The sequence below is a fragment of the Pseudoalteromonas sp. THAF3 genome (assembly GCF_009363775.1).
Taxonomy (GTDB): Bacteria; Pseudomonadota; Gammaproteobacteria; order Enterobacterales; family Alteromonadaceae; genus Pseudoalteromonas; species Pseudoalteromonas ruthenica.
Genome location: NZ_CP045419.1, coordinates 663,842 through 677,696, shown reverse-complemented (window position 1 = coordinate 677,696; position 13,855 = coordinate 663,842). Strand labels below are relative to the sequence as shown.

The window sequence follows — 13,855 nt, the reverse complement described above, 5'->3', positions numbered from 1 at the left end:
CCAGCGCTGAGGCTGGGCCCTTGATAGTTAGAACTTATAGCTGGCACTGAGGTAGTAGCGAGAGCCAAACTCAATGGTGTTTTGCGTTAAGCCATAGTTGGTATCGTAAGATTGAATCACCTCATTGGTAAGGTTCACCCCCTCTAAGCTGATATCAAGATTTTCCATGGCGTGCCAAACAATAGATGCATCCCATTGCTGATAGTCATCATTGCGTACCGCTTGTGCGGCACCCACACCTATCCACTCACTGCGCCAGTTGTAGGCGATGCGCGCACTGATGTGGTCGTTCTCGTAGAACAGCGAGCCGTTAAATGAGTTTTCCGATACCCCAGGAACCATTTCTGTGGCCCCGTCGGGCCGGGTTGTTTCACTATCAACATAGGTGTAGTTACTGACAAAGCCAAAACCATTGGCAAAGGTATGCTGCAATTGCAACTCTAAGCCGGTGACATCACCATCGCCATTACTGCGAGGTCGGGTGACGCGGCAGCTATCATATTCAGAAGGTTGAGCGCCACAGCCATCGACAAACTCGACCTCCTCAGTGAGAAAGACAACGTTGTCAATTTGTTTCACAAAAGCGGCTGCTGAAAACAGCGATGCCTCGGTAAAATAGTATTCAACCCCGAGGTCAGCTTGGTCGGCCTCATAAGGTTTTAGATAGGGGTTGCCACCGTTGGCAGAGCCAAAGTTTTCTTGAATGGCTAAGCCGGGTTTCAGGTCGCTGTAATTCACCCGTGACATCACACTGGATGCGGCGGCGCGGACAATAACGTCGTCGCTGACATCAAAGGCTATGTTGATGCTTGGCAACCAATTATCGTAATCCACCGTTTCTTTAAAGGCTTGGCCATCGGCATAGCCAGACGAGGTTTGCTCGGTGTCCACATAACGTAAGCCCACGTTTCCTCGGAAGTATTCGCCGCTGAAATCACTTTGCACGTAAAGCGCCAGCATATCTTCATCCACGCCGAAGGTATCGCCCAAAGCCGGTGTTTCAATCAGCTCTCCCGCTTCATATTTGCCACTGATAAAATCCCACCACTGGTCTTCATCAAGCTTGGCATAGGAATCAAGAATATGGCCGCTGCTTTGCGAGTGAAGATCAGTAAACACGCCATCACTCCAGTTGCTTAAATTGCCATTGGGAACAAAGCCAATCACATCGGCCGGATTACGATGAATCGCTACGCGTGAAAATTCACTGCTATTGACCTTCACCCCGGCTTCAATGCTGGTAAACAAGTCGCCGCTGAGCAACCACTTGATATCTGCTTGAGCATAGCGAATATCATGCTCTTGTACGGTAGTTTGAAAGTTGGCCTCTTGGGCGTGTTTAAACTGACTGGCATCGGTGGCATCGAGTGAGCTCAGCCATACTTGATAGGGGCCGGTCGCATCATAGCTAAAGCCGCCATCGGTGCTATTTTGACCATTTGCAAATGCCGGGTCGCCGATTTTATCACCCTCGTCAGTCGCCGGTATCCACCAACTGGAGGCGCCGAACTGCGTACCGCCATCGGAGGTAGACTGACCCAGCACGGCACTTACTTCATAAGTATCACCGATATACTTACCCGATAAGTTCAGTACATCGGCTTTCATATTAACGGCATTGCGCACCACCGGATTATAAATAATCGAGGCGTAGGCAGGCGTAATGGTCGCTTGCTCCGTGCCGCCAAGGGCATTATTTTGCACGTTTTCAGAGCCGCTGCCGCGCCCGCCGACGGTCAAAAAGTTATGGTTTACATGAGGGTTATCAAGCTCGAAGCGAAAATAATCAAGTACAAACTCGGTATTATCGGTAGGCGCAAATTGCGCGGTTAATTGCGCACTGGTGCGCTCGCGCTCAGCTCGAAAAGCCTGCGAGCCTATCGCCCACGCGCCTACTGTCGATTCTTGCCCTGTGCCTGGGTCAGCGGCAAAGTACTCATAGTAACTCCCGATAGACTCCAGCACATGGCGTCCGGAGGTCAGTTGCTCGATGGAGTAAGAAGCGAGAATACCAAAGCGCTCTTGCTCATCTTTCCAGCTCGCTAAAAATGCGCCACCCGCGTCGGTTTCATCGTACAGAGACCCACGCGCGAGCTCAGCGGATACCATCAGGGTGTTGGTGTCTAAGTCTAACGGCTGGCGCGTGGTCAAATCCACGGTGCCGCCTAAGGCCCCTTCCTCGATGGAAGCCTTGGGTGTTTTGTACACTTCCACCGCCGATACTTGCTCTGCAGAGAGTAATTCCATATTAAATGTACGTGTTGCAGGGCCTAAGTCGTACCATGAGGTGCTGGCCACTGATTGGCCATTTAACAGCACTCTTGATTGCTCAGGCGCTGTACCGCGAATGGTCACTCCGCTAACTTCACCGTATTGGCGGTCCACGGTAACCCCAGAAATACGCTGTAAAGCATCACCAATGTTTTTGTCAGGGAATTTACCAATGTCTTCAGAGGTAATGGCATCAACCACGGCATTGGCAAAGCGCTTAGTATTCATGGAGGCTTCCAACGAGCGGCGAATACCCCTCACCTCAATGGTTTCCATTTGCTGGTCATCTTGCGCTAACTTCTGTTGTGCATAGACGCTGGGAGTAATAGCCATGCTAGCGAGTAAACTTGTTGTCACGAGTGCAGCCACTCGGTTGATTTTAAAGCGGCGTTTAGGTGTTGTTTTCATTGTTATGCTCATCTTCTTCCTTACTATTTTTGGCCTATTCAGAGTAAAGGCATGAGCGTTTTTTAAGCGGTACGATTCTATGCACTGATCATACTTTTCTCGCAGTGTTGCGGTTAAGCTGTCAAAAAAGCGTAAAACCAAAGCACTATAGCGGCAAACGAATGATAGGTTAGTATTGAAGTGTGAGAGAATAGGCGCACACAAGCGCTGGGGAGTTGCTGAAATAGCAAAACAATTAACAAGGACAATAACAGTGGAGGTTAGCGCGTGCGTGCAATGTGTGAAAAGGTGATCCCCTCACCAAACTGCTCTTGGCGTTATTGCTTGTATCGCTTGCCCGAAATCCCATTTAATTGGCACTATCACCCCGAGTACGAAATATGCTTAACCCTCAATAGCCGTGGCGTGTGCCATATCGGCGACTATATTGCCCCCTATGGTGACTACGACTTGGTGTTGCTTGGCCCCGAACTGCCCCATACTTGGCAATCGAAAATCAATACTGACTTATCTGAGCAAATTGTCCATGTGGCACAAATACCAGCGCCGTGGCTAGAAAGCATGGTGGCTCAACACCCTGAGCTGCAACAACTGGAGGAATTACTCAGTGGGGCTCGTCGAGGCCTGCGCTTCTCGCAACAATTAGCAAAGCAATGCCAGGCCTTGTTCGAGAGCATGGAGCAAGCCAGCCCGTTACAGCGCTATGTACTGTTAATGGATATGCTAACGCGCATGGCGCAATCGCAGTATGATTACCTTTCCAGCGCCGGTTTTCGTTTTGATTACCGCCAAGACCCAGCCAAGGACAAGTTTGACCGGGTGATTTCCTTTATTTATGACAACTACACGGAAAAGCTCAGCGCAGATATGCTTGCCGAGCATGCTCACATGAGCACCAACCACTTCCATCGCTTTTTTAAGAAACGCACCGAGCGTACCGTGACCGAGTTTATTAATCAGCTACGCATTGCCAAGGCATGTAAGCTACTCATTAATACCTCGTCGCCGATTACAGTGATCTCCGATCAATGTGGATTCAATAACATTTCTAATTTTAACCGACGCTTTCAAACAATAAAGAACTGCACCCCGAGCCAGTTTCGCGCGCGGCTACAGCAGCGCGCACTGATCTAAACATCGGAACCTTCTCCCAGGCGCTATTAGAGCTTTACGCACAACCACGCCAGAGCAGCCGCACAACGCTATACTGATACTGTTAGCGCTTTATAGCAACTGTACCAAAAATTAAAACTCATTGACTTTATAGCTCACAGTTGCCACAGTTAACTTATTGAGTAAAAAGACATTACTGGAGGCGAAATGGCTAATTGGCTGAGCGCAAAAGTGACCCGAGTGAAGTGGTGGAATGATAAGTTATTCTCGCTGGTGGTCCACGCCGACATCGCCCCTTTTACTGCGGGGCAGTACACTAAGCTTGCGTTAGAGGTAAACGGTGAGCGTGTGGCCCGAGCCTATTCATTTGTAAACCCTCCTAGCAGTGATGACCTCGAGTTTTACTTAATTAAGGTTGACGATGGTGCCCTATCTGAGGCGCTGGCCAACTTACAACCCGGTGATGAGGTACGCATCGCCGAGCAGAGCACGGGCTTTTTCACACTTGGTGAAGTGCCCAGCAGCGAGCAAGTGTACATGCTTAGTACCGGCACTGCGATTGGCCCGTTTTTATCAATACTGCAACAGCCGCATGTATGGCAAAAATTTACTCACGTGGTGTTGGTACACTGCGTAAGAGAGCAGCAAGATTTAAGCTATCAAGCATTGGTTAAACAGCTGCAACAGCAGTATCCACAACTACACTATGTGCCCGTGGTCACCCGCGAAAATGTCGATGGCATGTTGAGTGAGCGTATTCCCGGGTTAATAAAAAGTGGCAAACTTTTTGATCATGTTCAGCTCAGTGCCAGCCCAGATGTGGCACAGTTTATGATCTGCGGTAACCCTGAGATGGTAAAAGACACCAGTGCCTGCCTTCAAGAACTAGGCTATACACGCAACCGACGGCGCACGCCAGGGCAGATCACCGTAGAGCAGTATTGGTAAAAAAGGACCAACAAATGAAATACCTAATTGTGTCATTGCTATGCCTAAACTTTATTGGCAATGCCTACGGCGAACAAACGCCGCTTGAGAAAGACCCAGCGCAGCAACAAGCGCTTGAGCAAGCCATCAAAAAAGCCGAAAAGAAAGCGGTTAAAAAGCTCAGTAAAGAACAACAACAAGCGGTTGCAGTCGTGGATGCCTTGGTGGATGCCTATAACAACAAAGACATCGACACCTTCATTAGCTACTTCGCTGAGGATGTGGCATTTTATATGTTCCCCAACGAGTTGATGTTCACTGGCAAAGAGCAACTCATAGCCCGCTATGGCTTAATGTTTAAAAAATTACAGTGTGTAAATACCGCACCTATCAAGCGTATTGTTCATGGTAGCTTTGTTATTGACCAAGAGCTTTCAGAGTCGTGCAGTACAGACCCTGAAGTTATTGATAAACGCTCTGAGGTGGTCACCAGTTATCAAGTGAAAGACGCCAAAGTACAAAAAGTGTTGTTTTTTAAAACTACCAGCTAAACTGCTAGGTGTACGCAAGTAATTGAGGAAAGCCATGGCAGCAAACACCCCACCACAGATACAGTTATTATACCGTGTTGAACCGGGATGTTTGGGGCCGGATGGCAAAGATCACATAGAGGGGTTTTGTGCCTACGCACAACAGCATATCAACGCTCCCGAATTTGCCACTTACCGTTTTGTGCCGCGTTACGATAAAAGCAAAGATGAAGTCAGCTACACGCTGCGTAACAAGCGTTTATCACTGCAACAGGCCGAGCAATTTCTCGCTCACTTTGGCAGCCAACGTAGTGATTTTGAAGAACATCTAGACGAACAACTCGCCGAAGCCATCGACCAATTTTTACGTCCCAGCTAGGGGCGTAGCACCAGCTACCCCCTCAAAATTCTTTTAGCCATTAACGATTTCATTAAAGCTATCGTTGTCATGTAAGCTGGCAAACGCGCTTTCGTGCAACAGCTCATTGCGCAGGTTAGGCGAGTAGTCTAAGGCCATACGAATATCCGCCAAGGCATCGCTGTGCTCGTGTGTTAGTGCGTATGCACAAGCCCGCTGCCAATAGGCATAGCCATAATCTGAGTCAATTTCCAGCGCCTGATTACACAAACTAATTGCCTCTTGGATATCACCAAGCTCGAGTAAGGCATCCGCCTTATAGGCGATAGCTTCAACATCTTCAGGCTTACGATTGAGGATCTCGTCGTAAATCTCAACCTTGGTAGCAAAGTCACTCTCTAAATTAGCACGCATCCACAATGAATGAATTTCGTTGGTGATGGTGATCTTCTTCTGGTTGTTGAGGATTTCCTCTGAGCGACCTCGAAGCTGCTCTTCTAAATCTTTTAGGCGCGCTTCATATTCGTCGGTAATGGCACTGACGCGGGAGTTAACAATGTCTTCAACCTTATTTTTTACATCGCGTAGTGAGTTCCACCCAACTAACACCAAAATTGACGCCGTCGCGGTAAGAATAAAAAACACATTGTTAATGGTGTCTGTGGTGTAGACAATAGCGCGATCAGCGGTTTCTAGCTGCGCGTGAGCAATCTTTTCGGTGTATTCGGCACGCAAAGCCTGTTGGTCTTGGCGCACCGCCTTGAGCTCATCGAGGATGTAACGCTCAATCAACGGGCGATACATGGGCTCATTTAAATCCTTAACCACCTGCTGTGTTTGTTGCTCTTGGTTCGGTGTTAGCCCTTTCGCCTGTTGCGCCGGCAGCGCCGACTCGGGGGTATTGGCATAACTGCTGGCCATAGTGCCAAAAACAAAAAGTAAGCCGCTGAATATAAAGCAAACTAACTTAGACATGCCTATTTCCTTTTTTATAATTCTCTCAGCCCCTATGATGCCAGTTTGCTGTGTTTCAGGCAAAAAAAAGCCAGCTACAAAAGTAACTGGCTAACCTGCTTAACAACAATAAAGGTTCAAAGGAACATTAACAGGAGTGAGATTATAACTTAGCAAGATGTCCCTGAACCCATACTTAATTGATTTTGCTAAAACTTAGTTTATCTCCTAGGCTTATTTGGGACGAAGGATTGAGTAGATTGATGTGAAGTGTTGGCTGTTATTATTACCTCTTGTGAGCTGTTTGAGCATAGCCCAGAATAAAGTTTTTTTGGTAACCGAGCAGTTGCCGCCGTTAAGCTATGTTGATAAGCAGGGCCAGGTGCGAGGAGATGCCACCGAGCGCGTACAGCAACTTATGCATCATGCCGGCCTTGATTACAGCATTGAAGTGTTGCCATGGAAGCGCGCCTACAAACAAGCAGAATCCTCTGCCAATACCCTTATTTTTACCATATTAAAAACCCCCACTCGCAGTGAGCGTTTTGATTGGTTATGCCCTCTGGTTCCTCCTTTGGAGGTTTATCTATATAAACTCAAAAACCGTCATGACCTGGCCCCAAGCTCTCTGGCTGACGCAAAATCGAGCTTAGTGGGCGTGAGTCGTGGCTCGGTTGCACATTCTTTATTACTCAATCAAGGGTTTATCGAGGGCAAAAACCTGATGGTGACGACCAATATCGATGTATTAACGCAAAACCTCCGTAATGGCCGGTTAGATTATGTGTTATTAATTAACACCTCAGTGCATGATACAGACAATATTACCGCAGCCCTGCCGGAGAATTTTAGCCGCGACCTCCCTGCATGCTTGGCAATTAATAAGCAATCTGACCCACATATCAAGCAGCGATTAATGGCTTCGTTCACTACGTTGAGCGCTACAAACTTCCACCAACCTTGAGAAAAGCGCCAGTGTCATATTGGCTAATGACACTGGCGTTGAATACAGGCCGTTAATCAACTAACGCGATAGGCCACTGCCCCATTTCTCGTACAGCATTCATAACCGTCACAACTTGCTGATGACGGCTTTGCTCATGCGCGCGAATGGCAACCGAAGAAAATGGCTCTGTGGCAGATATGCGGGCGATGTTGCTAGCGATTTGTGAGGCCTCGATATTCCTCCCCGCCAACACCACATGGTTACTGTGAGTGACTTGAATCATCAAGGTTTTATTTTCTGCTGACACCGCTGAATTAGACTCGGGACGAGTAACGCTCAAACTGTGCTCGCGAACGAATGAGGTTGTCACCACAAAGAAAATAAGCAGGATAAAAACCACATCAAGCATTGGGGTCATATCAGCTTGCGCTTCGGTGTTGGTCGGTCTTTTTCTATTCATAGCATGTTCCTTTTTATTAGACTCCTTATTCACCCTAGACCACGAATGAAAATGCTTTGTTACATTAAAAGCGTATAAACATTTTATTTTTATGATCTTTTTGTGCTTTAAGTGATGCAAAAAGCAAAACAGTGCGGTGTATACCTCTGGCTGCGTTTGTCTCACGCACTTTTGTATTGTTTTGTAACAAGCTGGTTGTTTTTATTTACGTAGCCATGACTTATGCTCACAGTAGCCAAGTAAATATGGATATAAGGAAAAGGCAATGAAAGACTTACAAAAACTCGTAGGGAGTTTAAATAAATCAGGTGCACTAAGCGGCTTTCTAGGCGGTGTCGCTGGCGGTGGTCTAAGTGGCTTAGCCACCGGCAAAAGTGGCAAAAAGACTTCTAAGAAAGTGATGAAGTATGGTGCCCTTGCCGCCATTGGTGGCCTTGCTTGGAAAGCATACCAGCAGTATGCACAAAAAAGTTCAGCTGCTGAACCAAGTACAGCACATCAACGCTCAGGCAACTTTAATTATCACTCGACGCCTATGCAGCAACAAAGCTTTGAACACGTTGTGGAAGATGACAACGAAGGCGGTCAACTGCTGCTGATGCGCGCGATGATTGCGGCCGCCTACGCCGATGGTCATATAGACGAGCAAGAGCGACAACGCATTTTTGCGCAAGTAGAAAACATGGACTTGCAAACCCATGAAAAAGCCATGTTATTTGATGAGCTGCGCCAGCCCATGAGCTTGTCAGAGCTGGTTAATACTGTACCAAATGCGCAAACAGGTATCGAAGTCTATACCGCCAGTGCCAGCGCCATAGACCTGAGTCAGCCCATCTCTGGGCAATATCTTGATGCGTTAGCAAATAAGCTCTGTATCCCACAGGAATTAGTCAACAATGTGCATCAACAGCTGACTCAGCAAGCGCGCCTAGCCAGTGAGTAACCGTTGAGTGCACGCTAGAGTGACCCACGCGGCGTCACTCTCTGTTTATTTATCAAGCCACACTCCCCCTTGGTTTTTCACGGCATTTGAGTCGACAAATAAAAAATTTAATGTTATTTGAAAGTTAACTGAGAACCACAAGGTCTGTCTTAGCTGAGTGATGAAACGGCCGATTCGCATTCACGAACTTCCCATAACCAGGTTGCCTTTCCCAGTGCAAAACGCGCTGTGATCGGCATATGAATAACAGAGGATTCGAGATGAAATCGTTGCCAAAAATGACCCTGAGCGCTCTTGCACTCACACTTTGCCACACTGCGGGCGCTGCTGAACTTGATGTGCGAGTGCAAAACCTAACCCAAGGTATGTATTTCACGCCCCTGCTGGTGGCTGCCCACGATAGCAACAGTGAATTGTTTCGCGTTGCCACTGCCGCCTCCAGTGAATTACAAGCCATGGCCGAAGGCGGTGCCATCGACGGCCTCGTTAACCAAGTAGAAATCGCTGGCGGTGATGTGCTTGCCAACCCTGCGCAAGGTTTGCTTGCGCCCGGACACAGTGGCGAAGGCACCCTCACCACCAGTGAAAGTAATACCTATTTATCGCTGGTGGCGATGATGCTACCCACCAACGATGGTTTTGTTGGCCTTAGCAATTGGCGTGTACCGAGCGAACCCGGAACTTACCATGTATACCTTAACGCCTATGATGCCGGCACTGAAGCCAACGATGAAATACGCGGCGGCGGTGCCCCAGGTGTGCCTGGTATGCCAGTTCCACCGCCTTTAGAGGAACTCATTGGCAGCGGGGGCAGCGGCGTCACCAACGAATTGAGCAATACGCTGGTGCACATTCACGCCGGTAACCTTGGCGATGACAGTGCATCAGCGGGAAAAAGCGACATCAATAACAGCGTCCAGCGATGGTTGAACCCTGTCGCTAAACTAACAATTACTGTGCAGTAGGGGGTGAGCATGCGTTTGCAAACACATTTCCCTCGAGCACTGGGTTTAAGTGCTCTTGTGGTGCTTGGTTTAAGTGCCTGCGGCTCTGATAACACAAAACCCACGGGAGCAGCCGTGGACACGCCAGAGCCGGTGCAATATCGTTATCAGGTGACACTGACCAACTTAACGCAAGCACAACCATTGAGCCCTATCGCTGGCGTACTGCATCAGCAAGGCCAATTTTGGCGTATTGGTGAGCCGGCTTCAGGCGCTCTCGAAGCACTTGCTGAAGGGGGCGATAACTCGGCGTTGCTAGCAAAGGCAGAGGTGATTGCACACTATGGTGGAGAAGCCCCTATCAGCCCTGGTCATACCGATGAATTTACCCTGTCAGTAGAGGATGTTGCTGATAGTAAGTTGACCTTAGCAACCATGTTGGTCAATACCAATGATGCGTTTACGGGTGTTAACGCCGTGGATTTAACGCCGCTGGCTGCTGGGCAAAGCATATCGCTCTATGGCCATGGATATGATGCTGGCACCGAGGCCAACTCTGAACTTGCACAGTTTATCCCAGGCCCTACCGGTATGGGTGAAGGATTCAACGCAATAAGAGACGATACTAACTTTGTGGCTTTGCACCCTGGCGTGGTGAGTGCCGATGACGGCTTAGCGCAATCGGCTTTGGGCGCTCAACATCGCTTTGACAACCCGGTGATCAAAGTGGTGATCACGCGCACCGAGTGAATCACATTCATATTTAGCCGTCACACCCACGAGACACAACCGCTGGGTGTGAGTTCACAACTTTTTACGCCAAACTGCAACGGCACTGAATTACCTGCTATGTGACCTTGATGCTTACGAGTCAGTGTTAAGCGGGTCATAGGCAACTGTATTTCTGCCAGAGTCTTTAGCATGATAAAGCTGCACGTCGGCGGCTTTTATCAACGCTTCAATATTATCGCTAATGCCGTAGGCAGCCCCGATAGAGACAGTAAATGCAATGCTCTGCGGCGTTAATGCCGCACCTTGAGTGTGCACAAAGTGGCGAAAAGCCTCCAGTTTTTGCAAACTGTGCTGTGGGTCTTCAGCGGCAAAATACACCGCAAATTCCTCACCGCCCATACGTGCGACTTGCTCATAATCAAAGTGCTCACATAATGCCTTACTCAATGCCTTGAGCACCTCATCGCCACCATCATGGCCGTAACGATCGTTCACCGCTTTAAAATGATCAACATCTAACATGGCAATCATACTTGGTTGCTGTTGCTGCGCAGCCGCCTTTAGTGATTTGTTCACTCGGCTAAAAAAATAACGCCGATTCGGCAGCTCGGTTAAATAATCCGAGTTTGCCTGGCGACGGATGGTACGAATTTGCTCGAGCATCTCTACGTTTTGTCTTACCCGACAGTAAAACTCTTCCGGGTTAAAAGGTTTACGCAGGTAATCGTTGGCACCATTTTTTAAAAATCGCGCCGATAAATGCGAAGACTCCACCCCAGAAATACCGATAATGGCGATATCCTCTTCAGTGTAAATGCGACGAACCTCAATGCACAGCTCCTCACCTCGCATTTTCGGCATCTCATGGTCAGTTACGATTACAGAAATATCATTATACTGCTTCAGCTTGGCCAAAGCCTCTAAGCCGTCTCGCGCTTCCACCACCTGGTATTTATGGCGCTTGAGCAGGCCACTTACATAGTTTCGGGATGTCGCTGAGTCATCCACCACCAATATCTTTATTCTCTCATTGCGCGGCAAGCGCTCGAGCTGACGCCTTAGGTACTGATAGGCCTGCTTGTTTTCTTTGGTGATGTAATCAATGATGGGATGGCGGTCTACAATTTCTCGAGTTTTGCTTTCTAAGCTGCCGGTCATCACTATGGTAGGAATTTTCGCCTTTGTACTACAAGGTATGGCTTCCCCCTGCGGCGCATCGGGCAATATAAAATCGACAATAGCGCAAAAGTAATTGTTTTTTGCAATCAGCGCCTCGGCTTTCGCTTTAGAGTCAGCAATATCAACCTCATAGCCCGCTTGCAAACAAATGTGCTTTTGCACCCGGGCGATAGTAGGGGTGTCTTCTACGATAAGGATTTTTCGTAGCACTATGCGGCGCTCCAACTGGTGCTCAATCGATAACTCAATTGTTAGCCCTACTGGCGCTAAAAGCAATCTTTGCATTTGAATCTTAAGCAAAAATATTGTTATTTAGAAAAAACCTACAGAGGGCTTAGAAAGATACCCGCCCTGCAAGCTTAAGTTTGCCTAGAACCGCAAACCTAACTTCTATAAAGTATAAAAGAAAACAAGGACCATCATGTATATAGGTGAAGTTGCCAAAAGCACCGGGTTATCCGTTAAAGCCATCCGTTTGTATGAAGCCCGAGGGTTAATAACCGCACCACCAAGGCAAGGGCGCTACAGGGTGTATAATAAGTCCCATGTAGAAGTGTTGTTATTGATTGTGGAGGCAAAAGCCTTAGGCGCGACCTTGGCAGAATTAAAAGATGCGCTTATCTATAACAACGACGCGCTTGATTGGTCACGGGTGCACGGATTTTTAGCTGAAATTAAAAACAAATTACTCACTCAGCAATCCGATATTTTAAAGCGTATAGACGCTGTAGAGCGCTGTTTATCCACTCTCGATTCATGCCCCCATATTCAGCACGCTTGACTCTGCCCCTAGGGGCAGAGCTTAAGATAGTCATCGAGTTTTCACCTTACGGAAGTACACCCGATGACAAAAAATATCCTAATCATTAACGCTAACCCAAAACGTTCAAGCTTTTGCCAACACTTAGCAGATATCTATGAATGTGAAGCGAGGGAGCAAAATAATACCCAAAGAGTTAACCTGTCGGCATTGCAATTCAATCCTAGCTTGGATTGTGGCTATGATGATGAACAACTATTAGAACCTGATTTACAAGTATTTCAGCAGCAAATTGCCTGGGCAGATCATGTTGTGATCGTTTCGCCTATTTGGTGGGGCAGCCTTCCGGCAAAATTCAAAGGCCTGTTTGATAGAAGTTTCCTGCCCGGGTTCGCATTTAAGTACCAAGGCTATACACCCGTGCCCCTACTCACCGACAAAACCTCACGTATCATCCTAACCATGGATGCACCGCCGCAGAGCCTGCAAGACCAAGCCGCATCGGTTATTGCACAACTCGATGTCTTCACCTTACAGTTCAGTGGGTTTCAGCCCAGCGCAGTGAGTTTATTTGGCTCAGTTGTAGCGGCCTCTGAATCCGAAAAGTCTGCTTGGGTAAATGAAATAAAGCAATTAGGCCGAGCAGCGAAATAGCTTGTACTGACTCGAGCAGTTTCTCCAGTGCTAGGGTCAGGTTTACGCTTTTGTTTCAAAGGGTCTGTTTCAAAGAGTGTTTCAAAGGGTCAGAGTTGTTGTTTTCGGTTTCTATTTCAAAGGGTTATTTCAAAGGGGCAGAGTTGTTGGTTTTCGGTTTCAAAGGGTCAGAGTTGTTGATTTTCGGTTTCAAAGGGTCAGAGTTGTTGATTTTTATCCCGAGCGTTAAATGATGCCGACTTCCTGTCTCCGCCATGCGTTTTTAACTCAATGGTATGCCCCAACTGCTGCTCAATCTGTTTCTTAAAACGCTCATCCCCCAGTACCCAGGTTTTTTGCAGGGCATCTCGGATCTGCGCGACGCAATAATCTGGCATCTGCGATTTAAACAAGGCGTGGTACGCCTGCTTTCGAGCTGATTTGTCTTTACCTAGAGCCTGATAGACAGGATGCTCCGTAATCAGCTCTATTTGCTTGTCCAAAGCATTATGGCGATAACTGGACCAGGGGTATTCAGACGGATGAACAACCATGTTCGCTCGCACCGGGTTCAGTTCAATATACCGACTAACCAAAAGCAAATATCGGTCGCTATCAACCAACGACGACTTATAACGTCCTTCCCAAAGTGTTCCTGTCCGCCCATAAGTATTATTCACGTAACGGACATAGTAAC

Annotated in this window: 15 protein-coding genes; 10 read left to right on the top strand and 5 right to left on the bottom strand. The window is 47.9% G+C overall.

The annotated features are described in order from the left end of the window. Nucleotides 1-27: 27 nt before the first annotated feature. Nucleotides 28-2,691, bottom strand: a complete 2,664-nt coding sequence (locus FIU82_RS18130; RefSeq protein ID WP_253946379.1) for a TonB-dependent receptor — start codon at nucleotides 2,689-2,691, stop codon at nucleotides 28-30. 255 nt (nucleotides 2,692-2,946) lie between these two features. Here FIU82_RS18130 and FIU82_RS18125 point away from each other — a divergent pair, with 255 nt between their 5' ends. The 4 genes from FIU82_RS18125 (at nucleotide 2,947) to FIU82_RS18110 (ending at nucleotide 5,628) form a co-directional block, all read left to right on the top strand. Continuing rightward, the gene (locus FIU82_RS18125) at nucleotides 2,947-3,813 is read left to right on the top strand and encodes an AraC family transcriptional regulator (protein WP_152441857.1); all 867 of its coding nucleotides are present in this window, start codon (nucleotides 2,947-2,949) and stop codon (nucleotides 3,811-3,813) included. A 186-nt stretch (nucleotides 3,814-3,999) separates the two neighbouring features. After that, entirely contained in the window at nucleotides 4,000-4,740 is a 741-nt protein-coding gene (locus FIU82_RS18120; RefSeq protein WP_152441856.1) for a ferredoxin--NADP reductase, read from the top strand. 14 nt (nucleotides 4,741-4,754) lie between these two features. Further along, complete coding sequence (locus tag FIU82_RS18115; RefSeq protein WP_022944669.1) at nucleotides 4,755-5,270, top strand: nuclear transport factor 2 family protein; 516 nt, start codon at nucleotides 4,755-4,757, stop codon at nucleotides 5,268-5,270. Between the two features lie 34 nt (nucleotides 5,271-5,304). Next, nucleotides 5,305-5,628 carry a hypothetical protein gene (locus tag FIU82_RS18110; protein WP_152441855.1) on the top strand — a complete coding sequence of 108 codons (324 nt, stop codon included), beginning with the start codon at nucleotides 5,305-5,307 and terminating at the stop codon, nucleotides 5,626-5,628. A 33-nt stretch (nucleotides 5,629-5,661) separates the two neighbouring features. On the opposite strand, the gene FIU82_RS18105 is transcribed toward FIU82_RS18110, so the two are convergent. Next, a complete protein-coding gene (locus FIU82_RS18105; RefSeq protein ID WP_138509287.1) occupies nucleotides 5,662-6,528 on the bottom strand; it encodes a tetratricopeptide repeat protein in 867 nt (288 codons plus the stop codon). 337 nt (nucleotides 6,529-6,865) lie between these two features. On the opposite strand from FIU82_RS18105, the gene FIU82_RS18100 reads away from it, so the two are divergent. Next, on the top strand, nucleotides 6,866-7,525 hold the full coding sequence (locus FIU82_RS18100) for an ABC transporter substrate-binding protein (RefSeq protein ID WP_172972757.1): 660 nt from the start codon (nucleotides 6,866-6,868) through the stop codon (nucleotides 7,523-7,525). A 52-nt stretch (nucleotides 7,526-7,577) separates the two neighbouring features. Here the strand turns inward: FIU82_RS18100 and FIU82_RS18095 are convergent, their stop codons facing one another. Continuing rightward, on the bottom strand, nucleotides 7,578-7,967 hold the full coding sequence (locus FIU82_RS18095) for a biopolymer transporter ExbD (RefSeq protein WP_138509180.1): 390 nt from the start codon (nucleotides 7,965-7,967) through the stop codon (nucleotides 7,578-7,580). Between the two features lie 265 nt (nucleotides 7,968-8,232). Here FIU82_RS18095 and FIU82_RS18090 point away from each other — a divergent pair, with 265 nt between their 5' ends. From FIU82_RS18090 to FIU82_RS18080, 3 genes are all read left to right on the top strand, one after another. Beyond that, the gene (locus FIU82_RS18090) at nucleotides 8,233-8,910 is read left to right on the top strand and encodes a tellurite resistance TerB family protein (protein WP_152441853.1); all 678 of its coding nucleotides are present in this window, start codon (nucleotides 8,233-8,235) and stop codon (nucleotides 8,908-8,910) included. A 260-nt stretch (nucleotides 8,911-9,170) separates the two neighbouring features. After that, a complete protein-coding gene (locus FIU82_RS18085; protein ID WP_152441852.1) occupies nucleotides 9,171-9,875 on the top strand; it encodes a spondin domain-containing protein in 705 nt (234 codons plus the stop codon). A 9-nt stretch (nucleotides 9,876-9,884) separates the two neighbouring features. Beyond that, nucleotides 9,885-10,604 carry a spondin domain-containing protein gene (locus tag FIU82_RS18080; protein WP_152441851.1) on the top strand — a complete coding sequence of 240 codons (720 nt, stop codon included), beginning with the start codon at nucleotides 9,885-9,887 and terminating at the stop codon, nucleotides 10,602-10,604. Nucleotides 10,605-10,718: 114 nt separating this feature from the next. On the opposite strand, the gene FIU82_RS18075 is transcribed toward FIU82_RS18080, so the two are convergent. Beyond that, entirely contained in the window at nucleotides 10,719-11,975 is a 1,257-nt protein-coding gene (locus tag FIU82_RS18075) for a diguanylate cyclase (protein ID WP_172972768.1), read from the bottom strand. Between the two features lie 211 nt (nucleotides 11,976-12,186). Here FIU82_RS18075 and FIU82_RS18070 point away from each other — a divergent pair, with 211 nt between their 5' ends. Together FIU82_RS18070 and FIU82_RS18065 are read left to right on the top strand one after the other, a co-directional pair. Continuing rightward, on the top strand, nucleotides 12,187-12,546 hold the full coding sequence (locus FIU82_RS18070) for a MerR family transcriptional regulator (RefSeq protein ID WP_152441849.1): 360 nt from the start codon (nucleotides 12,187-12,189) through the stop codon (nucleotides 12,544-12,546). A 63-nt stretch (nucleotides 12,547-12,609) separates the two neighbouring features. Continuing rightward, nucleotides 12,610-13,179, top strand: a complete 570-nt coding sequence (locus FIU82_RS18065) for an NAD(P)H-dependent oxidoreductase (RefSeq protein ID WP_152441848.1) — start codon at nucleotides 12,610-12,612, stop codon at nucleotides 13,177-13,179. Between the two features lie 197 nt (nucleotides 13,180-13,376). Here FIU82_RS18065 and FIU82_RS18845 read toward each other — a convergent pair whose 3' ends face one another. After that, entirely contained in the window at nucleotides 13,377-13,838 is a 462-nt protein-coding gene (locus FIU82_RS18845; protein ID WP_367648285.1) for a transposase, read from the bottom strand. Between the last annotated feature and the right edge of the window lie 17 nt (nucleotides 13,839-13,855).

What these genes read in the sequence shown, in the direction of transcription:
- FIU82_RS18115 (WP_022944669.1), top strand. Translation starts at nt 4,755, where the DNA reads ATGAAATACCTAATTGTGTCATTGCTATGCCTAAACTTTATTGGCAAT.
- FIU82_RS18085 (WP_152441852.1), top strand. Translation starts at nt 9,171, where the DNA reads ATGAAATCGTTGCCAAAAATGACCCTGAGCGCTCTTGCACTCACACTT.
- FIU82_RS18095 (WP_138509180.1), bottom strand. Translation starts at nt 7,967, where the DNA reads ATGAATAGAAAAAGACCGACCAACACCGAAGCGCAAGCTGATATGACC.
- FIU82_RS18120 (WP_152441856.1), top strand. Translation starts at nt 4,000, where the DNA reads ATGGCTAATTGGCTGAGCGCAAAAGTGACCCGAGTGAAGTGGTGGAAT.
- FIU82_RS18070 (WP_152441849.1), top strand. Translation starts at nt 12,187, where the DNA reads ATGTATATAGGTGAAGTTGCCAAAAGCACCGGGTTATCCGTTAAAGCC.
- FIU82_RS18110 (WP_152441855.1), top strand. Translation starts at nt 5,305, where the DNA reads ATGGCAGCAAACACCCCACCACAGATACAGTTATTATACCGTGTTGAA.
- FIU82_RS18090 (WP_152441853.1), top strand. Translation starts at nt 8,233, where the DNA reads ATGAAAGACTTACAAAAACTCGTAGGGAGTTTAAATAAATCAGGTGCA.
- FIU82_RS18130 (WP_253946379.1), bottom strand. Translation starts at nt 2,691, where the DNA reads ATGAGCATAACAATGAAAACAACACCTAAACGCCGCTTTAAAATCAAC.
- FIU82_RS18065 (WP_152441848.1), top strand. Translation starts at nt 12,610, where the DNA reads ATGACAAAAAATATCCTAATCATTAACGCTAACCCAAAACGTTCAAGC.
- FIU82_RS18080 (WP_152441851.1), top strand. Translation starts at nt 9,885, where the DNA reads ATGCGTTTGCAAACACATTTCCCTCGAGCACTGGGTTTAAGTGCTCTT.
- FIU82_RS18105 (WP_138509287.1), bottom strand. Translation starts at nt 6,528, where the DNA reads ATGGCCAGCAGTTATGCCAATACCCCCGAGTCGGCGCTGCCGGCGCAA.